This window comes from Pseudomonas sp. zfem003 (assembly GCF_032621675.1).
Lineage (GTDB): Bacteria > Pseudomonadota > Gammaproteobacteria > Pseudomonadales > Pseudomonadaceae > Metapseudomonas > Metapseudomonas otitidis.
This window is the reverse complement of the sequence record NZ_JAVYJG010000002.1, coordinates 436,222-459,924: the sequence shown is the minus strand read 5'-3', so window position 1 is coordinate 459,924 and position 23,703 is coordinate 436,222. Positions and strand designations below refer to the sequence as shown.

The 23,703-nt window shown below is 67.2% G+C and carries 21 protein-coding genes; 9 read left to right on the top strand and 12 right to left on the bottom strand.

Annotated features, from left to right (window positions below):
• Window positions 1–111: 111 nt before the first annotated feature.
• The 7 genes from RTK35_RS05570 to RTK35_RS05540 all read right to left on the bottom strand — a co-directional run bounded on the left by RTK35_RS05570 (window position 112) and on the right by RTK35_RS05540 (window position 7,973).
• On the bottom strand, window positions 112–1,494 hold the full coding sequence (locus RTK35_RS05570) for a parallel beta-helix domain-containing protein (protein WP_142014175.1): 1,383 nt from the start codon (window positions 1,492–1,494) through the stop codon (window positions 112–114).
• Window positions 1,495–1,507: 13 nt separating this feature from the next.
• Window positions 1,508–2,533: a tetratricopeptide repeat protein gene (locus tag RTK35_RS05565; protein WP_316907572.1), complete on the bottom strand. Its 1,026-nt coding sequence runs from the start codon at window positions 2,531–2,533 to the stop codon at window positions 1,508–1,510.
• Window positions 2,530–3,705: a cytochrome-c peroxidase gene (locus RTK35_RS05560; RefSeq protein WP_316907571.1), complete on the bottom strand. Its 1,176-nt coding sequence runs from the start codon at window positions 3,703–3,705 to the stop codon at window positions 2,530–2,532. Before RTK35_RS05560 ends, RTK35_RS05565 begins: the two co-directional genes overlap by 4 nt.
• A 2-nt stretch (window positions 3,706–3,707) precedes the next feature.
• On the bottom strand, window positions 3,708–4,322 hold the full coding sequence (locus tag RTK35_RS05555) for a c-type cytochrome (RefSeq protein ID WP_316907570.1): 615 nt from the start codon (window positions 4,320–4,322) through the stop codon (window positions 3,708–3,710).
• A 111-nt stretch (window positions 4,323–4,433) separates the two neighbouring features.
• Complete coding sequence (locus tag RTK35_RS05550) at window positions 4,434–5,438, bottom strand: AraC family transcriptional regulator (RefSeq protein WP_316907569.1); 1,005 nt, start codon at window positions 5,436–5,438, stop codon at window positions 4,434–4,436.
• Window positions 5,439–5,688: 250 nt separating this feature from the next.
• Window positions 5,689–6,792 (bottom strand): DUF2855 family protein, encoded by a 1,104-nt coding sequence (locus RTK35_RS05545; RefSeq protein WP_316907568.1) that lies wholly within the window; start codon window positions 6,790–6,792, stop codon window positions 5,689–5,691.
• 2 nt (window positions 6,793–6,794) lie between these two features.
• Complete coding sequence (locus tag RTK35_RS05540; protein WP_316907567.1) at window positions 6,795–7,973, bottom strand: saccharopine dehydrogenase family protein; 1,179 nt, start codon at window positions 7,971–7,973, stop codon at window positions 6,795–6,797.
• 256 nt (window positions 7,974–8,229) lie between these two features.
• Between RTK35_RS05540 and leuC the strand changes: the two genes are divergently transcribed.
• The 3 genes from leuC to RTK35_RS05525 are packed head-to-tail and all read left to right on the top strand — an operon-like array spanning window position 8,230 to window position 10,982.
• Window positions 8,230–9,651 (top strand): 3-isopropylmalate dehydratase large subunit, encoded by a 1,422-nt coding sequence (gene leuC / locus RTK35_RS05535; RefSeq protein ID WP_172434719.1) that lies wholly within the window; start codon window positions 8,230–8,232, stop codon window positions 9,649–9,651.
• Complete coding sequence (gene leuD / locus RTK35_RS05530; RefSeq protein ID WP_394354046.1) at window positions 9,648–10,262, top strand: 3-isopropylmalate dehydratase small subunit; 615 nt, start codon at window positions 9,648–9,650, stop codon at window positions 10,260–10,262. Before leuC ends, leuD begins: the two co-directional genes overlap by 4 nt.
• 24 nt (window positions 10,263–10,286) lie before the next feature.
• Window positions 10,287–10,982 carry an RraA family protein gene (locus RTK35_RS05525; RefSeq protein ID WP_316907566.1) on the top strand — a complete coding sequence of 232 codons (696 nt, stop codon included), beginning with the start codon at window positions 10,287–10,289 and terminating at the stop codon, window positions 10,980–10,982.
• Window positions 10,983–10,992: 10 nt separating this feature from the next.
• Here RTK35_RS05525 and RTK35_RS05520 read toward each other — a convergent pair whose 3' ends face one another.
• On the bottom strand, window positions 10,993–11,910 hold the full coding sequence (locus RTK35_RS05520; protein ID WP_316907631.1) for a LysR substrate-binding domain-containing protein: 918 nt from the start codon (window positions 11,908–11,910) through the stop codon (window positions 10,993–10,995).
• Window positions 11,911–12,027: 117 nt separating this feature from the next.
• Between RTK35_RS05520 and RTK35_RS05515 the strand changes: the two genes are divergently transcribed.
• From RTK35_RS05515 to RTK35_RS05495, 5 genes are all read left to right on the top strand, one after another.
• Complete coding sequence (locus tag RTK35_RS05515; RefSeq protein WP_172434722.1) at window positions 12,028–13,374, top strand: 2-hydroxycarboxylate transporter family protein; 1,347 nt, start codon at window positions 12,028–12,030, stop codon at window positions 13,372–13,374.
• 136 nt (window positions 13,375–13,510) lie between these two features.
• Entirely contained in the window at window positions 13,511–14,536 is a 1,026-nt protein-coding gene (locus RTK35_RS05510) for a sensor domain-containing diguanylate cyclase (protein ID WP_316907565.1), read from the top strand.
• 150 nt (window positions 14,537–14,686) lie between these two features.
• Window positions 14,687–15,043: a metalloregulator ArsR/SmtB family transcription factor gene (locus RTK35_RS05505; RefSeq protein ID WP_316907564.1), complete on the top strand. Its 357-nt coding sequence runs from the start codon at window positions 14,687–14,689 to the stop codon at window positions 15,041–15,043.
• 10 nt (window positions 15,044–15,053) lie between these two features.
• Window positions 15,054–16,337: an arsenic transporter gene (locus tag RTK35_RS05500; protein WP_316907563.1), complete on the top strand. Its 1,284-nt coding sequence runs from the start codon at window positions 15,054–15,056 to the stop codon at window positions 16,335–16,337.
• Window positions 16,338–16,354: 17 nt separating this feature from the next.
• On the top strand, window positions 16,355–16,825 hold the full coding sequence (locus RTK35_RS05495; RefSeq protein ID WP_142014155.1) for an arsenate reductase ArsC: 471 nt from the start codon (window positions 16,355–16,357) through the stop codon (window positions 16,823–16,825).
• A gap of 266 nt (window positions 16,826–17,091) precedes the next feature.
• Here the strand turns inward: RTK35_RS05495 and RTK35_RS05490 are convergent, their stop codons facing one another.
• Both RTK35_RS05490 and RTK35_RS05485 read right to left on the bottom strand, forming a co-directional pair.
• A complete protein-coding gene (locus RTK35_RS05490) occupies window positions 17,092–17,709 on the bottom strand; it encodes a hypothetical protein (RefSeq protein WP_316907562.1) in 618 nt (205 codons plus the stop codon).
• A gap of 33 nt (window positions 17,710–17,742) precedes the next feature.
• Window positions 17,743–18,732, bottom strand: coding sequence for a hypothetical protein (locus RTK35_RS05485; RefSeq protein ID WP_316907561.1), 990 nt, complete (start codon window positions 18,730–18,732; stop codon window positions 17,743–17,745).
• 463 nt (window positions 18,733–19,195) lie between these two features.
• Between RTK35_RS05485 and RTK35_RS05480 the strand changes: the two genes are divergently transcribed.
• Window positions 19,196–20,440, top strand: a complete 1,245-nt coding sequence (locus RTK35_RS05480) for an acyl-CoA dehydrogenase family protein (RefSeq protein ID WP_316907560.1) — start codon at window positions 19,196–19,198, stop codon at window positions 20,438–20,440.
• A gap of 427 nt (window positions 20,441–20,867) precedes the next feature.
• On the opposite strand, the gene RTK35_RS05475 is transcribed toward RTK35_RS05480, so the two are convergent.
• Both RTK35_RS05475 and RTK35_RS05470 read right to left on the bottom strand, forming a co-directional pair.
• Window positions 20,868–22,250, bottom strand: a complete 1,383-nt coding sequence (locus RTK35_RS05475) for an aspartate aminotransferase family protein (protein WP_316907559.1) — start codon at window positions 22,248–22,250, stop codon at window positions 20,868–20,870.
• A 55-nt stretch (window positions 22,251–22,305) separates the two neighbouring features.
• Window positions 22,306–23,691, bottom strand: coding sequence for an APC family permease (locus tag RTK35_RS05470; protein WP_316907630.1), 1,386 nt, complete (start codon window positions 23,689–23,691; stop codon window positions 22,306–22,308).
• Window positions 23,692–23,703 lie beyond the last annotated feature (12 nt).

Genomic DNA, 23,703 nt, shown 5'->3' with positions numbered 1-23,703 from the left:
CGGATGACAACCCGCTCGTCAGGCCGGGGGCAGCACGCCCAACCACCGGCCGATCATTCGGTCCACCACGCGCCGTGGCAGCAAGCGGGACAATGCATCCCTGTCGCCGGCTCAGTTCTTCAGGTCATTGAGGATGTAGTGGGCAATCGCCGAGAGAGTCTCGTCGCCCAGGTAGGCCTGCGGTGGCATCTCGGGAAAGTCGCTGCGCTTGCGCTCGGGGTGGGCGATGAACTTCACCAACCCCTGAGGGTTGTCCTTGTACAGCGCCTGGATCGACTGCATGGAAGGTCCGTGCAGCACGCTGCTGTAGGCATGGCAACCGGTGCACACGGCGAGGTAAGTGAACCGCCCTTTCTGCTCGGCGGTCAGCGGTTCGCTGGGAATGGGTTTTTCCGGGCGCACGCTGGTGAGGCTGGCGAAGGTCAGGCCGTCGGTGCAGCGGCTCCAGCGCTTGGTGCCGAGGGACTCGACCCCATCCTGCTGGGCGGTGCAGCTGTCCTTTTCCTTGCCGGTGGCGATGATCTCGAAGCCGACCCGCCCGCTTGGGGCGATGAACTGGCCGATCACACCGGAGGGCTGCTCCCCATTGCGCTTCCAGGTGTTCTTCAACACCTGGATGCGATCCGGGTAGGGGTCCACCTTGGGATCGTCAGGTAGGCCGAAGGTGAGGGTGTCTACCACCATCAGCCCGACGCTGTGGTGGTTCTCGATGAGGTTGCCTTCGACGCTGACCTCGTCGGCACCGACGATGAGGATGCCCGACCCCTCGGGCACGCCGGCAGCGATGGAGCTGGCTGGGGCGAAGTTCTTCAGGTTGTTGTCGACGATGCGGTTGTTCTTGATGACCATGTCGCGGCTGTCCTTGACCGGCAGCCCGGGAATCAGCGAGAGCACGATGCCACTGGAGTTGCCGGTGACGTCGTTGTCGGCCATCAGCGCCTTGCGGGTGTTCTCCAGTTCCAGGCCGATGACGTTGCCGTGGGCCTTGTTGCCGATCACGTCGATGTTGTCGCTCATGCCGACGTAGATGCCGGCATCCTCGGCACCGGTGATCTCGTTGCCCTTGACCAGGCCGTTCTTACCGAACTGCGGAAAGATGCCGTAGAAGGCACCCTCGACGTAGTTGTCGAGGATCTGAAAGTTGTTGGCGCCCTGGGTCATGATCGCGTTGCCCTTGAAGCGCTTGACGTGCAGACCCTGGATCACGGCGCCGTGGCCGGCTGCCAGCACGCCATCGTTGAGGCGGTTCTCACCGTCGAGCACCGGGCGCTCGCCGTTGCGCACCACCCCTTTGAGGGTGATGTTCTGCTTGTCGATGAACACGGTTTCCACATAGCGACCGGGCTCCACCAGCACGGTATCGCCGGGCTGCGCCTTGCGCACGGCATCCTGGATGCTTTGGCCGGGCTCGACCCGCAGTTCGGCGGCCTGGGTGGTGGCTTGCCAGGTGGTCAGGCTGAGGGCGATCGCCCCGAGGGTGAACAGCTTCTTCATGGGGGGAGTCCTCTTAGTCGGCTTCTTTGCCAGTGAAGGGATCGGCGCCGCCATGCCCGAAGGAGGCAGAGGAGCGCCGGGCGAGCAGGTACGGATGGGCTTCGAGGAAACGACTGCGCTGTTGGGCCACCTGCTCGGCCATGGCCTCGTCCTTCACCCGCCGGGCCAGGCCGGCCATGGCGCGCATCTCGTCGGCGTAGGCCTGGGGTTCGGCACTGTTGACCGGGGCAGCGATGGCTGCCTTGATCACCTCGCGGGCCTCTGGGTACTGGCGTTCGCTGATCAGCACTTCGGCGAGCCAGCGGCGCATCACCATGTCCTGGGGGTTAACAGCGACGCCCTGCCTGAGCAGTTCGATGGCACGCACCGGGTCACCGCCGGCGAACTCGGGCAGCAGGAAGGTCATGCGCCCCAGCAGCATCAGCGGCAGGCCGCCAAGGGTCTCGGGCTTTTCGGCGACCACCGCCTCAAGCTCGGGCAGCGCTCGGGCGGCGGCGGTCGCCGCCTCGATGGGGTTGCTCTCCTTCACCGTCGAGGCCATCCAGAAGGTGGCGCGCAAAGTGCGGAACTCCAGGGTCTTGCCGGCCAGCGGCTCCAGTTGATCGACCAGGGCCTGCCCTTGGCTGCGCGCTTGCTTCCAGCGCAGGCGCAATTCGGCGCTGGTTTCCGGCCCGGCATAGAGGCCTTCGTACTCACTGGCGAGCAGGTCGAGGTAGTCGATCTGGGTAACCAGTGCGCCGAACGCCAGTTCGACATTGGAGGACTGCCCCTGGGCCAGCTGGAAACCATAGAGGGCGGCGCAGCCCAGCTCGCTTCGGCTCCACTTATGACTGGCAAGGCCTTGGTAGGCCTGCAGCAAGGCATCGGCCGAGGCCGGTTCGGCGCAGACCAGTTTCGGCTGGGCCTCCTTCTCATAGCGGGCGATGACTTCTGGTCGGGACAGCTCGGCCGCCACGGACACGCCGCGCTCGGATTCGGCCTGGGCCCAGGTCGAGGCAACGGCCAGCGCCAGGCTCAACAGCAACTTGGAATGGTTCATGGGGACTCCGCGTCGAGGGTGGTGGAGGGCTTGAGGCCCGAGGGAACGGCATCCGGGGTGCGCGGCAGCAGCAGCTCGTCTTCGAGGCTGTCGAGGAAGGCGACGATGTCGGCCTCGTCCTGGGCGCTGAGCTGCGGGCCACGGGTCATGTGGATGTGCCAATGCAGCTTGAGCGGAACGCCAGCCGGGGCCGCATGGCCACGGGTGTCGTTGTAGAAGTGCACGGCATCGGCGAGGGTCTGCGCCTGGCCGGCGTGGAAGTACGGTGCGGTGCGGGTGATGTTGCGCAGGGTCGGCACCTTGAATGCGCCCAGCAGGGCCGGGTCGCTGGAGCCCTTGCCGGCACCGGCGTCGAAACCCTGCCCGGCGGCATTGGGCAGGCCGATCACCGCCAGCTCGCTGTCGGTGAACAAAGGCGGGATGTGGCACTGGGTGCAGCGCCCGACGAAGCCGCGGAAGCTGTTGTAACCGCGGACTTCCTGGGCCGTGAGGGCGCTGCTGTCACCGTGCACGTAGCGGTCGTACCGACTGTTGAAGCTCACCAGGGTGGACTGGAAGGCAGCCAGTGCGCGGGTGGCGGTGTCCACGCTGGGGGCCTGGCCGAAAGCCTGCTGGAACAGCGGCGGGTAGCCGGGCGCGGCGTTCAGCGAACGCACCAGCTGCTCGGGGGTATTGGCCATCTCCTCGGGGGAGAACAGCGGGCGTTGGGCCTGGGCCGGCAGGCTCTTCTCGCTGCCGTCCCACATCCACCGCTTGAGGAAGGCGACGTTCCACAGGCTGGGGGTGGCACGGGGCAGAGGCGTGCGACTGCCGTCCGCGCGCCGCACGCCAAGGGCCTGGGCACGACCATCGGCCAGGCCTTTGGCCGGCTGGTGGCAGGAGGCGCAGGCGAGGTCGCCGCGTCCGGACAGCAACGGATCGAAGAACAGGTAGCGGCCCAGGTCGATCTGCTCGGGGGTGTAGCGCGCTGGCTCCGCCGGCAGGCTGGCACGCAGGCCTCCATGGGCTTCGGGGGAGTCGTAGAAGTCGTACAGGGTGCGCAGTTGGCAGGTGCCGTCGGCGAGCTTCTCGAAGCTCGGCGGACACGCCTCGCTGAGGCGCACGGGTGCCTGCGCCCAGGCCTGTGGGGCGAGCAGCAGCAGGATGGGCAACCAGATCCGGCAGGCGCGCATGTTCAGCGCCCCTGCTGGCCGATGTACTGGACAAGGGTGTCGAGTGTGGCCTCGCTGGGGATGGCGATGGCCATGGCACGCATCTGAGCGCCATGGGCGTCATCCGGGTGGGTACCGCGCAGGCCCTGGCGGAACTTCACCAGTTGCGCCTTCAGGTAGCCGCTGTGCTGGCCGGCCAGCCGCGGGGCCCCCAGGCTATCGAAGCCTTCGGCACTGGCGCCGTGGCAACTGGAGCAGGAGGAGTAGAGTCCACGGGCGGCGAACCCCTGGGGGGCCGGCGGCCGGGGCGCCATGACGGTGGGCTGGGCGGCGAGGTAGTCGGCCAGGGCGGTGATATCACCGTCGCTCAAGCCCTTGGCCATGCCAGCCATGAGCTGGCCTTCGGTGTCGCCAGGCGCAGCACCCCGCACGCCGTCGCGGAAGTGCCGCAGTTGCAAGGCCAGGTAGGGCGCGGACAACCCGGCCAGGGCCGGCGCCTTGAGTGTTTCGCTGCCGCTGGCATCGGCCTGATGACAGGCCTGGCAGCGCTGCTGGAACAGGGCCTGCCCCGATGCCTGGACAATCAGCGGCGCCATCGTCCCCAGGAGCATGGCGCTCCACAGTGCGAACCCTTTCACCTCGTACCTCCTGCCTCGCGGATCAAACGAGGTCAGAGGCTACCGAGGAGGCTCCCGCGCTGGCTTGGCAGGAGGCGACAGAGAGTTTGACAGGCCACGCCAAACGCCAGGTCAGGCGCTGCGGGCCCTCTGGCGGTACTGCTGGGGGGTGAGCTGGGTCCAGCGGCGGAACGCACGGCTGAAGGAGCTGGCTTCGGAATAACCGAGCATCAATGCCACTTCCGTGAGGTTGTGCCCGGAATGGCTGACGTATTCCAGGGCCAGGGCACGCCGCACGTCCTCCACCAGGACGCTGAACTCGATCTGCTGTTCACCCAGACGCCGCTGCAGGGTACGGGCGCTCATGCCTTCGCTGCGGGCCACCTGCTCCAGGCTGACGTCGCCATGGGGCAGACGGGCGGCAATCACCTGGCTGAGGTGGCCGACCAGGTCGGACTCGGCCAGGCGTGCCTGGCGCTGTTCCTCCATGCCGGCCACCAGGGCTACGTGCAGGCGGGCGTCGGCGGTGATCAAGGGGCGGTCGAGAAGGTCCAGACCGTAGTAGAGGCGGTTACTGCCGGCAGAGAACGCCACCGGGCAGCGGAAGGTGTCCTGGTGGACCGTGGTACGCGGCGGAGCGGCGTGTTCGAACTCCACACGCAGCGGGTACAACTCGCTGTCGGTGATCTCGCGGAGGCTGGTGGCGATCAGCGAGATGGACAGCTCGGCATCCTGACGGCGCTGGGTGATGGTCGGGTCGGTGAGCTGGTAGTCGATCACCACATGTTCGGCAGTGAAGTGCACATCCAGCCGGGTGGCCTGACTGTGAACGACGATGTAGCGGCTCATGCAAGCCAGTGCAGTGGGCAGGTCAGGGGCGCTGCGCACAACGTGGCCATAGGCCCCGAGAACATGCCGGGTGGGCTCGGAGCCGATCAACAGGCCGATGTCGGGATCGACCTTGCCTCCCAGCAACTCCCACAGGGCGACGAAACACGACAGCGGCACCGCACAATCGGCGCGGGTCAGCACGGAGTCGTCCAGACCGGCCTCGCGCAGAAAGGGCGCAAAGAACTTCAGCCGCTGCTGGAACAAGGATTCGGTGTAGATGGTGTGGACACGACGGGGCTTGGACATAAAGGGACTAATCCGATCCAGTCATTTTTCTTGTTGTAGGAAAGGTCTGGCGCGAGGCAGGCCGCGACGGCGTTTCAGCCTACGTCCAAAGCGAAACAATTTGCAAAGAATATTCGACACAGAACGCGGCGAAGCACTGAGGGTCCCCGCAACGTGTCACCAGGCTTGGCGGGTAGCAGCAACCTGGCAGGCACCTGACGCCCTGGCGGTCTCCGCCAGGGCGTCAGGTGCCTCTGCGTTACGAGCCGCCTCAGCGTGCCGGCAGCGCCAGCACGTGGCCGATGCGCGGGTCGGCGTGGCCGGCGAGTACGTCGCGGTAGACCTGCTCCACCGCCTCGGCGCCGGAGCCTTCCTGCACCTGCAGCCAGTGCCCGGCGAAGGTGAGGAACTGCGTCCAGCAATCCGCCAGGCGCGCCTGGAAGCCGGGGCCGCCCCATTCCTTGAGGCGTTTCTCGGCCTGGCTGGGGGCGAAGAACAGCGTCGGCCGGGGGCCGGGCAGGTCACGGGGCAGGCCGCCGCGCTGGTCCCAGTGTGCCGCGCCCACCAGGCAGCTGTAGCGCAGCTGCTCGCCCAGCAGGCGGTGCAGGTGGCCGAGCAGTTCGCCGTTGCCGGCGAAGTCCACGGTCAGGGTGGGGACCTCGGCGCCCAGCTCAGCCACCTCGTCATAGCCGATCACCCGGTCGTAGCAGCCCAGGCCCTCGACGAAGGCGCGGTTGCCGGCGGAGGTCAGCCCCACCACTTCATAGCCGCCCCGGGCTTCGCGCTGGCGGTGCAGCAGTTCGGCCAGGCCGATGGCGGTCTTGCTGGAGGCGCTGGTGAGCACCACGCGACGGGCGCCGAACAGCTGGTTGTCGCCGAGGAAGTCGTCCAACAGGAAGGAGGTGGTGAACAGCGGGCGCAGCAGCATCTGCAGCGCTTCGCTGCCGGTGGCGTAGAGCGGGTCGCGGGCGCAGCGCAGGTACTGGTTGTAGATCACCGGCAGCGGCCGGCGGTGCTCGGCGCCGTCGAGGAAGCCGCCCTCGCGCACCTGGGCCGGCTCCACCACCAGGTGGCTGGACATGGGGAAGTAGCCGTAGACGCGCTCGCCCACGGCGATGCCGTCGCAGGCGCTGGCCTCCACCTCGGCGAAGCCCCACACCGGGACCTTGCCCCAGCCCTCGGGCGCGGGGAAGAAGCGCCAGTAGTGCAGGCTCTCGCCCATGGCGGCGTAGGTGACGTTGTTGGCGGTGAAGGCGAAGTGGTCGAGGCGCAGGCGCACCTGCCCCGGCGCCAGGGCTTCGGCCAGCGGGCTGGCCTGGCACTGGCAGCGGGTGAGGTCGTGGCGGTCGACGAGGAAGTCGAGTTGCTCGGCCATGGTCAGTCCTCGAGGCGGAAGGTGAGGCCGGCGTGGGCGGTGAGCCGCTGGATCAGCGCCTCGCCCATGGCCGGGGCGGTGGTCCAGATGCCGCCGGGGGTCTGGGTGGCGTCGCGCAGCAGGCACAGGGCGCTCTCGGTGATCATCCGCGAGGTGGAGCCGTAGCCGGGGTCGCGCTGGCCGGTGACGCCGGCGCGCAGGGTGCGTCCGTCCGCCGTTTCGCCGACGAACAGCAGGTCGTAATGGCCGCTCTCGCGCTCCTCGCGGGTCGGGCCTTCGCCGGGTTTGGGCGCGCTGTCGCTGGCCAGGGAGCGGTCCGCCGCCACGGCTTCGGCGATGGCCTTGCCCTTGTCGCCGGGGCCGGTGAGCAGCATTTCGTCGTAGACGAAGTCGGCGCCGTAGGCGTGCCCGAGGAGGAAGTTGGAGCGGTGCACGTTGCGGGTGTTGATGGCCGCCATGATGAAGGGCGCGGCCCAGCTGCCGAGGGCTTCGTCGTAGGCGGGGCGGTCCCCGGCCGGTTGTGCCGGGCCGTTGAAGCCGGGGGCCAGGGCGAAGGGGTTGACCAGCAGCTGCAGCACCGAGGGGGCGGCCTTGGCGGCGGCCAGGGTGGCCTTGAGGCTGGCGGCGGTGCCGCCGGAGAAGGTGCCCTTGAGCTGGCGCACGCGGCCCTTGATGCGTTGCAGCGGAACGCCGAAGCGCGCCTTGGCGGCCTGCTGGAGGAAGAACACGCCGAGGTCGAAGGGGATGGAGTCGAACCCGCAGGAGAACACGATGCGCGCCCCGCTCTGCTGCGCGGCGGCGCTGTGGGCGTCGATCATGCGGCGCATCCAGGCCGGCTCGCCGCAGAGGTCGACGTAGTCCACCCCGGCCTCGGCGCAGGCCGCCACCAGGGGCTCGCCGTAGAGCTGGTAGGGGCCGACGGTGGTGAGCACGGCGCGGGTGCGTGCCACCAGGGCGCGCAGGCTGGCGGCGTCGTTGGTGTCCGCCACCACCAGGGGGGTGTCGGCCGGGGCGCCGATCTCGTCCCGCACCGCCGCCAGCTTGGCCAGGTCACGCCCGGCCATGGCCCAGCGCAGGGCGCTGTCGTTGCCGTAGGCCTGCACGAGGTATTCGGCCACCAGCCGGCCGGTGTAGCCGGAGGCGCCGAAGACAATCAGGTCGAACTCAGCCGTCTTTTTCATCGCGGTGTCCTTGTACGGGAGGGAAACCCCAGACGCTAGGCGCGGCCCCGGGTGCCGTCAATTTCAAGGAACGCGGGGAATCACGGGGCATAAGCGCGGCGGAATGAGCGGCCGATTGAACACGTTTCGGAAATCGAGCCTTCACCAAGGCCGCCTTGATGCGCATCCGGCGCTCCATATTCTTGCAAGGGCCCACCGCTCCGGTGGCCACACCGTGATTTTCCGACTCGCACAACAATTAACCGCGAGAACGCCCATGCATGCCCCCAAGACCCTGTACGACAAGCACATCGACTCGCACACCATCTGCACGCTCGATGACAGCGGCCACGTCCTGCTCTACATCGACCGCCAGGTCGCCAATGAATACACCAGCCCCCAGGCCTTCAGCGGCCTGCGCGAGGCCGACCGGCAGGTATGGCGCCCCCAGGCGACCCTGGCGGTGGTGGACCACGTGAATCCCACCGCCCCCCAGCGGGTGGCGGCCATGCCCGACGAGGGCGGGGCGTTGCAGGTGTCCTACCTGGAACAGAACTGCCGGGACTTTGGCATCGAGCTGTTCGATGTGCTCGACAAGCGCCAGGGCATCGAGCACGTGGTCGCGCCCGAGCAGGGCTTCATCCTGCCGGGCATGGTGGTGGCGGCAGGCGACAGCCATACCACCACCTACGGGGCCCTGGGGGCGTTCGGTTTCGGCATCGGCACGTCGGAGATCGAGCACCTGCTGGCTACGCAGACGCTGGTCTACAAACGCCTCAAGACCATGCGGGTCACGGTGGAGGGGACACTGGGCCTGGGCGTCACCTCGAAGGACATCATCATGGCGCTGATCCGCCAGATCGGCGCGGCGGGGGCGACGGGCTATGCCATCGAGTTCACGGGCCAGGTCATCGGCGAACTGAGCGTCGAAGCCCGCATGACGATCTGCAACATGGCGGTGGAGGCTGGGGCTCGCGGGGCCTTCATGGCGCCCGATGAGAAGGTCTATGCGTACCTGCAGGACCGGCCTCGCGCGCCCAAGGGCGAGCAATGGGAAGTCGCCGTGGAGCACTGGAAGCAGCTGCGCACCGACCCAGGCGCACGCTTCGATTCGGAGGTCTACCTGGACGCCAGCGAGATCGAGCCGATGGTGACCTGGGGCACCAGCCCGGACCAGGCGGCGGCCATCCATGAGCGGGTACCGGACCCGGAGCAGGAGCCCGACCTGATCCGACGGCAAGACCTGCAGCGCGCCCTGCGCTACATGGGCCTGGAGCCCGGTACACGGCTGAGCGAGATCCCGATCACCCATGCGTTCATCGGCTCCTGCACCAACGCCCGCATCGAGGACCTGCGAGACGCGGCACGGGTGGTGGCGGGGCGCCAGGTCGCGAAGCACGTGCGCGCGATCATCGTCCCGGGGTCCACGCAAGTCCGTGAGCAGGCCGAACGCGAGGGGTTGGCGGCGCTGTTTCAGGCGGCGGGTTTCGAGTGGCGGCAGTCCGGCTGTTCGATGTGCCTGGCGATGAACGATGACGTCCTCGCGCCGGGTGACCGTTGTGCGTCCAGCACCAACCGCAACTTCGAGGGGCGTCAGGGCGCCGGTGCGCGCACCCACCTGATGAGCCCGGCCATGGTCGCCGCCGCCGCTGTGACGGGGCACCTGGTCGACGTCCGTACATTCTCGCTGGAGGCCTGAGCATGGAGCCGTTTGTGAAAGTCCGCGGTACTGCCGCCCCGCTTCTGGCTGCCAATATCGACACCGACGTGATCATGCCCAAGCAGTTTCTCAAGGGCATCGATCGCAATGGGTTGGAGCGGGGGGTCTTCTTCGACCTCCGCTTCCTGCCGGATGGCGTGCCAAACCCGGAGTTCATCCTCAACCGCAGCCCGTTCCAGGGGGCCAGCTTTCTGCTGGTGGGCCCCAACTTCGGCTGCGGCTCCAGCCGTGAACATGCCGTGTGGGGCCTGAAGCAACTCGGGATACGGGCGATCATCGGCACCAGTTTCGCGGGGATCTTCTTCGACAACTGTCAGCGCAATGGCTTGCTCCTGATCCAGCTCACCCCGGCGCAGGTCGACCTGATCGCCAGCGTGCTGACCAAGCAGGGCTGCACCAAGGTCACCATCGACCTGCCTACCCAGCGCATCAGTTTCGAGAACGGCCTCTACATCAGCTTCGACATCGACCCGCTGCGCAAGGAGTATCTGCTGCTCGGGCTGGATGCCATCGGCGCCACCCTGCAACGCGCGCCGCTGATCGAGGCCTTCGAGCAGGAACACCACCGCCGTCACCCCTGGCTGGCCTGAACCGCCCTGCCATTCGGAGCCGACATGCTGGAAATCAACTCGAGACGGACGTGGCCAACGGGCTACGCGATCCACCCCTGCGCCCCCTCCGTGGAACGCCGTTGGCTGGAGGCCTTCGCCCACATCCCGAGTGCCATCGTCAGCGATTGCCTGGGGCGCAACTGTGGGGCCCTGGGCCTGAAGCCCTTCCACGGTGAAAGGCCGCTGCTGGGAACCGCGCTCACGGTGCGCACCCGACCGGGCGACAACCTGATGGTGCTGAAGGCCATCCTGATGGCGCGCCCTGGCGATGTGATCGTGATCGATGGCAGCGGCGACACGACTCGCGCCGTGGTGGGCAGCATCATGCGCGCGCTGGCCCTGCGGGCGGGCGTCGTCGGGTTTGTCGTCGCCGGGGCGATTCGTGACCTGGCCGAATGGCGGGGAGGAGAGCTGCCCGTCTTTGCGCTGGAGAGCGCCCATCGCGGCCCCAGCAGCGAGGGGAACGGGGAAATCAACGTCCCCATCCTGTGCGCCGGCATGCTGGTGAACCCGGGTGACCTGGTGATCGGCGACCTGGACGGTGTCGTGGCCATACCGCGCGAAGAACTGGCACGTATGCACCGGGCTTGCTACCAACTACTCGACCGCGAAAGAGCCATCATGGCCTCCATCGAGAGCGGTACCTACGATTCGAGCCGTTTCGACACGCTGTTGAAAAGCAAGGGTTGCCCGGTTTGAACGCCAGGCTTCACTGACGCAGGAGGCGTTTCAGGTAGGTCTCAAGAAACTCCACACAGACCCGGAGCTTGGCGGAGTCCGAGAGCCGGGTTGGGTACACGGCCCAGACATTCGCACTCTGGGTGTAGCCATGCAGCACCTGCACGAGCCGGCCCTGGGCAATCAGGGGCCGGACGTCCCACTGCGAGCGGAGCAGGATGCCCTTTCCGCTCAGGGCCCACTGCAGGACGATTTCGCCGTTGTTCGAAGAGAGCGGCCCGCTGACCCGTACGGACACGGCCTCGTCCCCACGCTTGAGCTGCCAGATGCCGAAGGGGTTGTTGCGCTCCTTCAGGATCAGGCAATCGTGGTGCTCCAACTCCGCAATGCTGCCTGGCACGCCATGCCGGGCAAGGTAATCCGGCGTGGCGCACAGCACCCGTTCATTACTCGCCAATTGGCGGCATATATGCTGCCCCGGAATATCGTCCCCGACACGAATTTCCAAATCGAAACCTTCGCTGATAATGTCGACGACCCGGTCAAAAACATCCAACTTCACTTCCAACTTGGGATAGCGGGCCGTCAACTCTGCAATTGCGGGCGCCACATGATTTCGCCCGAATCCGAAACTACTGCAGATATTGACTGCCCCTTGTGGAGCACTTCGCGCGTCGGACAGTTCATCCATGAACTCGTCCATGTCATTCAGGATGCGAATGGCCCAACGTCGGGTGCGCTCACCGGCATCCGTGAGTGCCACCCGGCGTGTCGTGCGGTGCAGCAGGCGCGCGTGCAGCGCCTCTTCCAGCACGCGGATGCGCTTGCTGACATAGGCCGGAGACTGCCCCAGCTGGTCTGCCGCGCCGGCGAAACTCCCCTTGCGAATGACCATGAGGAAGACCCGCAGGTCTTCAGGTAGCGGTAATTCAACACGGTTTGTGTCCATAGCCTTCATGGTCCGCTGGTTTATCTCGCCGGGGGGCGAACGATAGCATCATTCACATGTGCAACTGCAAACATTGCCAAGACACTCACTAACAAGAACAAGCATGGGTCGACACCAATGAATACACCACCCCAACTTCCAGAACTACCTGAGCAGCCCCTGCCCTCAACTATTGAAGTTCCACTCCTGGCGCGTGTTGCCAACTACGAAGTTGGCGTTATTCCATTTCCTTATTTCCTCGGCATCTCGCTGATCGTGTTCCTCTCTGCCCATTACGGGCTCCTGCCGAAAACCATGATCGGCGGGCTGGCGGTCATCATGACCATGGGCATGCTGCTGGGTCAGTTGGGGCAACGCATCCCGATCCTCCGCGACATCGGCGGCGGGGCCATCCTCTGCCTGCTGCTGCCGTCGGTGCTGGTCTACTACGGCTTCTTCGGCGCGCCCACCCTGGACGCCGCCCGGGTCCTCATGAAGGACGCGAACTTCCTCTACTTCGTCATCGCCAGCCTGGTGGTCGGCAGCATCCTGGGCATGCACCGGGTCATCCTGGTGCAGGGGATGCTGCGCATGTTTGTGCCTCTTGTATTCGGCACGCTGGTGTCGGTCGGCTGTGGGCTGGCAGTGGGAGCACTGTTCGGCTACAGCCCGTACCACACCTTTTTCTTCATCATCGTGCCGATCATTGGCGGGGGCATCGGCGAGGGCATCCTGCCGCTGTCCCTGGCCTATTCCAGCCTGCTGGGGGGCACGCCCGAGCAGTATGTCGCGCAGCTGGTGCCCGCTGCGGTGGTCGGCAACATCGTCGCGATCATCTGCGCCGGGGTGATGGCACGCATCGGCCTGAAGCGCCCTGAGCTGAGCGGTAACGGGATGCTGATCCGCGCCAAGGCCGAGAACGATCTGTTTCTGGTCAACGAGGCGCCACACAACCTGGACTTCCGCTACATGGGGGCCGGCGTTCTGCTGATCTGCACCTTCTTCATCCTGGGCGGCTTGCTGGAGAAGGTCGTGCACATCCCCGGCCCGGTGCTGATGATCCTCATCGCGGTGCTGTTCAAGTACTTGCAGGTCTTGCCGCAGCCGCTCGAAGAAGGCAGCCGTGCGTTCTACAAGCTGATTTCCACCGCCTTCATCTGGCCCGTGATGATCGGCCTCGGCCTGCTCTACGTCCCGCTCGACAGCGTGGTCAAGGTGTTCTCGGTCGGCTATGTCGCGGTCTGCGCAGCGGTGGTGATCAGCATGACCTTCGCCGGCTTCGTGATCGGCAACCTGCTGAAGATGTTTCCCGTGGAGTCCGCCATCGTCACCTGCTGCCACAGCGGCCTGGGCGGCACTGGCGATGTGGCCATCCTCTCGGCCTCCAACCGCATGCAGCTCATGCCGTTCGCCCAGATCTCCACACGCATCGGCGGTGCTGCCACCGTCATCCTCGCGACGCTCCTGCTGGGGTTGCTGAAGTAGCCCCGATGCGTCGCACCTGCACCGACCCACAAGGTCCTCGCAGTTCTTTCTCCTGACCCCGGGCGCCCCCACAAGGGGCGCCGCCTCTCAACCACAACGCAGCGCAACGAGATGCTGCACGGAAAAGGGATTCGACATGCTTGCCGCGCCTTACGCACCCGACGAATCCCTGCGCCTGGACGCCCTCCACCACCTGGAGATCCTCGACACCCCCGCCGACCACTACCTGGATACGCTGACGCGCCTGGCCCGCGAGCTGTTCAATGCCGACGCGGCCTCCATCACCCTGATTGACCAGGAGCGGCAGTGGTTCAAGGCGCGGGCGGGCCACCTGAACTGCGAAACCCCCAGGAGCACGTCGTTCTGCGGGCACACCATCCTGCTGTCGGAGGCGTTCCAGGTGCCGGACACCACCTGCGACGAACGCTTCGCCGACAACCCGATGGTGATCGGCCCGCCGTACCTGCGCTTCTACGCCGGCTACCCCATCCATGCGGCAAACGGCCAGGCGGTTGGTGCCTTGTGCATCACCGACATCAAGCCGCGCCACCTCGACGAAACCGAGATCAGACGGCTCAAGGAGCTTGCGGTGCTTGCCGAGGGGTACATCCAGCTGCGCAGCCTCAGCGAGCACACCCACACCCTGAGAGAGGCCATCGGGCGTGAGCAGCGCAAGGCCATGCTCGACCCCTTGACGCAGTTGTGGAACCGCCGGGGGCTGGAGCATTTCTACCCCCTGCTGCACCACCGTGTGGCAGCCAGGGGCCAGTCACTCGGCGTCATCTACGGCGACCTTGACCATTTCAAGCACGTCAATGACCGGCACGGCCACGCCATGGGCGACGTCGTCCTGTGGGAAAGCGCACGCCGGCTGAAATCCCAGCTGCGTCCCGATGATGTGCTCGCGCGGATCGGCGGCGAAGAGTTCGTCGTGCTCGTCTGCGTGCTCGACGGCGAAGAACTCGCCCAGGTTGCCGAACGCCTGCGCCAGGCCGTGAGTGCCACCCCCATGGCCCACAAGGCCACGTACCTGACCCAGACCGCCAGCTTCGGGGCCACCCTGGCCGGCACTGGCGAAAGCCATGCTGCAGCCCTGGAGCGTGCCGACACGGCGCTGTACCTGGCCAAACGCAACGGCCGGGATCGCGTCGAACGGGCCTGAAAGCGCCGGCTACGGCGGCGCCTCGCACCATCGGCCAGCGCCTCCACGGGTGTGAGGCATGCCGATCATCGGCTGACGAAAGCAGCAGCGCTTGAGCGCACATATGGATTTCCATATATTCGCTTTCCCATATATCCGGACCCTGCCGCCATGATCGCCCCACCCGACCTGTTCAAGTGCCTGGCCGACCCGACGCGAGCCCGCGCGACGCTGCTCATCGCCCAGGAGGGCGAGCTGTGCGTGTGCGAGCTGGTGTGCGCGCTGGGGGACAGCCAGCCGAAGATCAGCCGCCACCTGGCGCAACTGCGCGCCGCCGGGCTGCTGCTGGATCGCCGCCAGGGCCAGTGGGTGTACTACCGGCTGAACCCGGCCCTCCCCGCCTGGGTGGGCGAGCTGCTGGAGGTAGCGCTACGCTGTACGGCCGAGTGGCTGGCGGCGGACGCGGCGCGGCTGCACGGCATGGAAGGGCGACCGGGACAGGCCGCCGCCTGCTGCCCGGCGTGCTGAGGAGGTGGCCATGCTGATTGCCTTGGCGGTCTTTCTCTTCACCCTGCTGCTGGTCATCTGGCAGCCGCGCGGGCTGGGCGTGGGCTGGAGCGCGAGCCTGGGGGCGCTGATCGCCCTGGCGGTGGGTGCGGTGTCGCTGCAGGATATCCCCACCGTGTGGGCCATCGTCTGGAACGCCACGGCCACCTTCATCGCGGTGATCGTCATCAGCCTGCTGCTGGACGAGGCCGGCTTCTTCGAGTGGGCGGCGCTGCACGTGGCGCGCTGGGCCAAGGGCAGCGGGGCGCGGCTGTTCGCCTACTGCATCCTGCTGGGGGCGGCGGTGTCGGCGCTGTTCGCCAACGACGGCGCGGCGCTGATCCTCACCCCCATCGTCATGTCGATGCTGCTGGCGCTGCGCTTCTCCCCGGCCACCACCCTGGCCTTCGTGATGGCGGCGGGCTTCATCGCCGACACCGCGAGCCTGCCGCTGGTGGTGTCGAACCTGGTGAACATCGTCTCGGCCGACTACTTCGGCCTGGGCTTCGCCGAATACGCCTCGGTGATGGTGCCGGTGAACCTGGCCAGCGTGGCGGCGACCCTGGCGGTGCTGTACCTGTTCTTCCGCCGCGACATCCCCGCACGCTACCCGGTGGAGGCACTGAAGGCCCCCGAGGCGGCCATCCGCGACCGCGCCACCTTCATCACCGGCGGCTGGATGCTGCTGGTGCTGCTGGTCGGGCTGTTCGCCCTGGAGCCGCTCGGCGTGCCCATCAGCGCGGTGGCGGCGGCCTGTGCGGTGCTGCTGTTCATCGTCGCCGCGCGGGGCCATGTGATCGCCACGCGCAAGGTGCTGCGCGAGGCGCCCTGGCAGGTGGTGGTGTTCTCCCTGGGCATGTACCTGGTGGTCTACGGGCTGAAGAACGCCGGCCTCACCGACGGCCTCACCGCCCTGCTCGACCGCTTCGCCGAACACGGCGTGTGGGGCGCGGCGCTGGGCACCGGGCTGCTCTCGGCGGGCTTGTCGTCGGTGATGAACAACATGCCCAGCGTGCTGGTGGGGGCGCTGTCGATCCAGGCCAGCGCCAGCGAGGGCGTGGTGCGCGAGGCGATGATCTACGCCAACGTCATCGGCTGCGACCTGGGGCCGAAGATCACCCCCATCGGCAGCCTCGCCACCCTGCTCTGGCTCCACGTGCTGGCGCGCAAGGGCGTGCGCATCACCTGGGGCTACTACTTCCGCGTGGGCATCCTGCTGACCCTGCCGGTGCTGCTCATCACCCTCTCCGCCCTGGCCCTGCGCCTGGGGCTCTGACCTTGCGAGAACCCGCCATGCGTGTCCTGTTCATGTGCACCGCCAACAGCTGCCGCAGCATCCTCTCCGAGGCGCTGTTCAACCACCTCGCCCCGGACGGCTTCGAAGCGGTGAGCGCCGGCAGCCACCCCAAGGGCCAGGTGCTGCCGCGCAGCCTGACCACCCTCGCCCGCGCCGGCATCGCCACCGACGGCTTGAGCAGCAAGGGCAACGACGCCTTCGAACACAACCCGCCGGACATCGTGGTGACCGTGTGCGACAACGCCGCCGGCGAAGCCTGCCCGGTCTACTTCGGCCCCGCGCTGAAGACCCACTGGGGCCTGGCCGACCCGTCCGACGTGCAGGGCAGCGACGCCGAGGTGGACGCCGCCTTCGACGCCACCCTGCAACGCATCGAAGCCCGCTGCCGCGCCTTCTTCGCCCTGCCCTTCGCCCACCTCGACCGCCCCGCCCTGCAAGCCGAACTCGACCGCATCGGCCGGCTTTGAAGCCGGCCGATCGCCGGGGTGGCGTAGGGGGATAGCGCTTCATCGATCCACGATTTCCCTGGGCTGAAGCCCAGGCTACGGGGGCGTCGCCACGGGGTTTGAGGCGCACGGGGACCGATGCGGTTCGCCGAGCTCACCGCATCCTACGGGCCCGCCTAGGGCTATGTGGGCATTGCCACGTGGTTCGTAGGATGTGCTGAGGCACGAAGCGCATCACGCCAAGTACGCACCGATACCGCGATGGCTCTCGGTCCGGAGTACAGGCTTCAACTCACCAGCAGCCGGGTTGGCATCAGCGCGCAAATACCGCCGGCTCGCCAGAGCCGCAAGTAGCGAGCCAGGTCGATGTCCAGGTCGAAAAGGGGTTGGGCGATGTACCAGGCCAGGTAGTAATCGGCGGCCAACCCATAAAGCGCTTCATGCAGCCCATAGGCCGCCTCGGTATGCAGCGTCTTTCGTGCACGGATTTCGTCCCCGAGCCGATCGAACACCCAAAGCTCGGGAATGTCCTGCATTCGTGCGGCATGAACCTCGTCGCGGGTGGCGGCAACAACCCTCGCGGTACGGCAGATCGCCGCCAGCTCCTCGTCTCCAAAGGCCTCGCATACCCGCGCCAGCTCGCGCAGCCAAGCCTCTCCGAGTGTCAGGCGTTCGGCCAGGCCGCACTCCTTTCGGGGCAGCAGGTAGAGCGCATTCTCCAGCGTCCCTGACGAGATGACGTCCCAGGCTCTTCGGCTCATTTCGTCCGCGTCGGGGAAGTAGCGAAATACCTGGCGAATGGCCTCGGGGTCACGGCATCCCTTGAGCAAGCCGAGAAAGTGGCTCTTGTCGAACGACGCCCGCCCTTCGCAGAAGGCGCACCAGTCCTCCAGCAAGGAAGTCATGGGCGGCACCCTGCGAGCCTGCGCACAGGCCGCTCACTCCTGATCGAGGTAGGCAATCCGCGTAGCGCCTCCGCTTTGCAGAATGAGGCCCGCGCGAACGTCCGGAAGCAGGACTGCGCGGGAGCGTTCAGTGTTGGCCTTGTAGCGCCAGGCAACGCCGTTGCGGAGGTCTACCAGCTCGATACGACCCCGTGTCGACTCGGTTCCTGCCAGCACCATCCAGGGCTCCCCAGGGGTATGGGAGGCCCAGTTGAGGGTCTGCAGGGAAATGGGGAACCGACGCAGAGGCGTCAGCTCCTGAGGGTCCCATTCCACCACCTCACCCAATACGTCACGCCCGGCACCTTCCGGGATACGGTTCGCTGCCACCAAGCGCCGGTCGTCATCGAACCACGCCAGGTCGAGCACATCGCTGCGAGGCGCACTGTTGTAGGGGTCAGCCTGCTTGACGACTTCCAGCCTGGGTACTTCGTCTTCGCCCACGACCAGACGCAAGGTGAATACCTTGCCGTCGCCACCACCCACCGCGATCAAGCCGTTTTTGGCGTTGACGGCCAGTGCCGTGATCAGGCTGGTTTTCAACGACAAGCGGGTACCCACTCCTTTCCGCTGAGCGAAGTCATAGAGAAGCAGGTCGGACGTGTCGCTGATCAGGAAGAGGTGCTTCTGCGGCAGCGCAGCCAACGGGCCTGGCGCCCATAGGCCCGACACGGTTGCACGCAGCTCTCCGGTGGCGGCATCCCAGATACGAACGCCGGAGCTCGGGTCAATGGCATTGTTATCGAAGCGCGAGGCACTCAGCACGATGCCATCGTCATGGCCAAAGGCCAGGAACTCCGGACGCGCCGGATGCCCCTGCACGCCAATGCGGCGACCGGATTCGCGAGTACTCCAGATTTCCACACGCCCGCTCTCACGCCCTACAGCCAACACCCCGAGTTGCGCATCGAACTGAGCGGTCGAGGCGGAGTCATCTCCGCGCTTGTTCACATCGATGAATGTCTGGATGAAGGACGGGTCCACGGGTTCGCTACAGGCCAGCAGCCCAGCACCCAGGAGGCCTCCCAGAACCAGCCGCCATGACAGGCGCGCGACACGTCGACACCAGGTCTTACATTGCATATCCCTTGCTCCAACGGCTTCCCTGAAGGCCGCGACACTATCACGCTCGCTGGCCGTCACAGCGGAACCTTTGCACCTTTCCGCGCCATCGCTGATCCGCCCTCCACAACACGTCTCCGGGCTTGGGTCTCGCGGGGACCGGATCCGCCTGTGTCTGGGGCGTGATGGCGGTGTTCCGTCCACCTGCCTGCTGTGGAACAGCCGATCAGCAGCCTGCCCTGCCGGCAACAGGCCCGGCGCCTCGTCGTGGCTGTGGAAAACACCCTGAACGCCACGGAACACGGGGCTCTGGAGCCTGCGGCACGGCCCCTGCAAAAGGGAGGTGGACGACCGCTACGGTCCCTTTCACCCCAGGAGCCCTTCCATGACTGCCCAGCAAAAGACCCTGCCCGCCGCCCTGTCCACCGGTACCGACTACGAGGCGCTGGCCCAGCGCTTCCGCCCGATCTTCGCGCGCATCGCCGAGGGCGCGGTGGCCCGCGAGCGCGAGCGCACCCTGCCCTACGAACCCATCCGCTGGCTGAAGGAGGCCGGCTTCGGCGCGGTGCGCATCCCGGTGGCCTTCGGCGGTGCGGGGGCTTCGCTGCCGCAGCTGTTCCAGTTGCTGATCGAGCTGGCCGAGGCGGACTCCAACGTGCCCCAGGCGCTGCGCGGCAACTTCGCCTTCGTCGAGGACCGCCTCAACGCCCAGGCCCATGCGTCCCAGGCCCTGTGGTTCGAGCGCTTCGTCGCCGGTGACCTGGTGGGCTGCGCCTGGACCGAGGTGGGCGCGGTGAAGATCGGCGACGTGATCACCCGGGTCAGCCGCAAGGGCGACCAGTGGGTGGTCAACGGCACCAAGTACTACAGCACCGGCAGCCTGTTCTCCGACTGGATCGACCTGTTCGCCCGCCGCGACGACAACGGCCGTGACGTGATCGCCGCCATCAGCACCCACCAGGCCGGTGTGCAGCAGCAGGACGACTGGGACGGTTTCGGCCAGCGCACCACCGGCAGCGGCACTTCGGTGTTCAAGGACGCGGTGGTGGAGGAAGCCAACCTGATCGACTTCGCCGAGCGCTTCCGCTACCAGACGGCGTTCTACCAGCTGGTGCTGCTGGCGGTGCTGGCCGGTTCCGGGCGTGGCGCCCTGCGGGACTTCGCTGGCGAGGTGAGTCGCCGTACCCGGGTGTTCAGCCACGGCAACGCCTCGGCGGTGAGCGAGGACCCGCAGGTGCAGCAGGTGATCGGCAAGGCCTCCGGCCAGGTCTATGCAGCCGAGGCAGCCACCCTGCGCGCGGCCGAGGCCGCCCAGCGGGCCTACCTGGCGCACTTCGCCGGGGACGACGAGGCCGAGCGCCTGGCCAACGTGCATGCCGAACTGGAGTCGGCCCAGGCCCAGGTGGCCGCTGTGGAGCTGGTGCTGCGCGCCACCAGCGACCTGTTCAACGCCCTCGGCGCTTCGGCCACCAGCGTCAGCCGTCAGCTCGACCGCCACTGGCGCAACGCCCGCACGGCGGCCTCCCACAACCCGGTGATCTACAAGGAGCGCATCGTCGGCGACTGGCACGTCAACGGCACCGAACCGCCCTACGTGTGGCAGATCGGCGGCGGCAGCCGCCAGGGGTGAGCGTGCCGGGGCAGTGATCCCGCGCAAGGAACGATGCGGTTCGCTGAGCTCACCGCATCCTACGGGCCCGCCCGGGATACGCGGGCATTGCCGCGTGGTCCGTAGGATGTGCTGAGGTACGAAGCGCATCACGTTACGCAGGCAATGCCCCCGCGCGGAAGCCGATGCGGTTCGCCGAGCTCACCGCATCCTACGGGCCCGCCCGGAATACGCAGGCATCGCCACGTGGTCCGTAGGATGTGCTGAGGTACGAAGCGCATCACGTTACGCAGGCAATGCCCCCGTGCGGGGACCGATGCGGTTCGCCGAGCTCACCGCATCCTACGGGCCTGCCCGGAATACGCGGGCATCGCCACGTGGTTCGTAGGATGTGCTGAGGCACGAAAACGCCCCGGGGTTGGGCCCCGGGGCGTTGGGTGGGGCGGTGTCAGAGCCGGCCCAGTTCCTGGGCGGTGCGGTCGAGGGCCTTGCGGGTCTTTTCCACCAGCTCGTCCAGTTCGGCGCGGGTGGCCACCAAGGCGGGGGCCATGATCATGCGGCCGAGGGTGGAGCGGATGATCACGCCTTCTTCGAAGCCGAGGGTGCGGCAGCGCCAGGCGATGTCGTTCTCGTTGTCGAAGCGCTTGCGGGAGGCCTTGTCTTCGGCCAGCTGCAGGGCGGCGACCAGGCCGGTGCCCTGGATGTCGCCCACCAGCGGGTGGTTGCCGAACACTTCGCGCAGGCACTGCTGCAGGTAGGGGCCGGTGTCGGCCTTGACCTGGCGGACCACCCCTTCGTCACGCAGGGCCTTGAGGTTGGCGATGGCCACGGCGGCGGCCACCGGGTGGCCGGAGTAGGTCAGGCCGTGGGCGAAGACGCCGCCCTGCTCCACCAGGACTTCGGCCATGCGCTTGCTCAGCACCAGGCCGCCCATGGGGATGTAGCCGCTGGTGAGGCCCTTGGCGATGGAGAGGGTGTCCGGCTGGAAGCCGAAGTGCTGGTGGGCGAACCATTCGCCGGTGCGGCCGAAGCCGCCGATCACTTCATCGGCGCACAGCAGCACGTCGTACTTCCGGCAGATGCGCTGGATCTCGGGCCAGTAGGACTCCGGCGGGAAGATCATGCCGCCGGCGCCCTGGAAGGGTTCGGCGACGAAGGCGGCGACCTTGTCGGCACCCAGTTCGAGGATCTTCTCTTCCAGCTGGCGGGCGGCGCGCAGGCCGAATTCCTCGGGGCTGAGGTCGCCGCCCTGGGCGTACCAGTAGGGTTCGTCGATGTGTTCGAAGTCCGGCAGCATGCCGCCCATCTCGTGCATGAACTTCATGCCGCCGAGGGCGGTGGAGCCGAGGGTGGAGCCGTGGTAGCCGTTCCAGCGGCCGATCATGATGCGCTTCTCGGGCTTGCCGAGGATCTGCCAGTAGCGGCGCGCGGTGCGGATCAGCACCTCGTTGGCCTCGGAGCCGGAGTTGGTGTAGACGGCGTGGCTGTAGTGGCCGGGCAGCAGGCTGAAGAGCAGCTCGGAGAGTTCGATCACCGCCGGGTGGGTGGTGTGGAAGAACATGTTGTAGTACGGCAGCTGCTCCAGCTGCTGCGAGGCGGCGGCGGCGAGGTCCTTGCGGCCGTAGCCGAGGTTGGTGCACCACAGGCCGGACATGCCATCCAGGTAGCGCTTGCCGTCGTTGTCCCAGAGGTGCAGGCGGTCGCCGCCGACGATCACGCGCGGCCCTTCGGCGTTGAGCGCCTTCTGGTCGAGGAAGGCGTGGATGTGGTGGGCCGCGTCAGCCGCCTGGTAGTCGCGGGTGTCACGTTGGGCCTGGAATGGGGCGTTCATGTCGGTGTCTCCTTTCTCCCCTTGCGGGGGCGTTGCGGGTTCGTGTTGATGCGGCTCACTGGGCGGCAGGCAGGGGCTCGGGGCGGAACAGCGGCTTGCCCATCACCCATTTGATCCAGGCCACGGCGATCAGCGACACCAGGCCCAGCACCACGCCGGCGATGCCGAAGATCTTCCCGGTCATGTCCGGGCTCGGCGAGGCGTAGGCGATTGCATAGAGCATGCCGCCGATGCCGAACAGCTGCGGCAGCGGGTAGAACGGCGTGCGGAACGGCCGGGCGATGGCCGGGTAGCGGCGGCGCAGGGCGATCACGTCGAGGTGGACGATGATGTACGCCAGCAGCCAGGCCAGTGCGGCGGCCAGCAGCAGCAGGTTGATGGAGGCGGCGTCCTGGCCCATGGCGAGGATCGGCAGGCCGGTGATGGCGGCGACGAACAGCACCGCCACCCAGGGGGTGCGGGCACGCGGGCTGAGCCGTTTGAACTGCGGGAACGCCTGGCCGTTCTGGGCCATGCCGTAGAGCATGCGCGGGATGGCTGCCAGCGAGGTGTTGAGGGTGCTGCAGGTGGCGGTGACGGCGGCGATCACCAGGAACACTTCGCCGGACTCGCCGAACACCGTGGTGGCGAACAGGTAGTGCGGCAGGGCATTGGTGGTCAGCGCCTCGGCCGGCAGCATGAACAGCGCGCCCAGGCAGTACAGGGCGATGGTGAGGAAGATGACGGTGAGGCCGATGATCATCGAGCGCGGAATGTTGCGTTCGGGGCGCTTGGTCTCCTCCACCAGCGGGCAGACGAACTCGGCGCCGACGAAGCCCCACACGGCCATGGCGGTAAGGGTCAGCACGCCGGCGCCCATGGGGTTCCAGTCACCGTGCAGCACGCTGCTGGCGGTGGTGCCCGGGGCGCCCTTGGCGATGGCGGCAATGCCCAGCACCAGCAGGACGATGACCATCACCACTGCCAGGGCGGTCTGCAGCCTGGCGAAGATGTCGATGCCCAGGAGGTTGAGCACGGTGAACAGGCCGAGCACGCCGAAGGCGACGCTGAAGGGCGGGAACACGTCGGGGTAGACCTTGCCGATGATCAGGTCGAGCAGCAGCAGCTCGGCGGAGAGGGCGAACATCGCCACCACCACATAGCCGGAGAAGGTGGCGAGGATGGCCGGGAAGTGCCCCAGGGCCACTTCGGTGTAGCTGGACAGGCCGCCGGCGCGGGGGATCATCAGCGCCAGTTCGGAGAACGAGAAGGCGTAGCTCAGCGCCAGCAGCCAGGCCAGCCCCAGCGGCACCAGGAAGCCCAGGCCGGAGAGGCCGGCGCCTTGCAGCATCAGCACCATCACGCCCTGGGACACCACCAGGCCGATGGCCACGGCGAGCAACGCGCCGAGCCCCAGCACCCGGCGGAACCCGCCGACTTCCTCCTGCCCCTGCACGGGCATGGACACACTTGC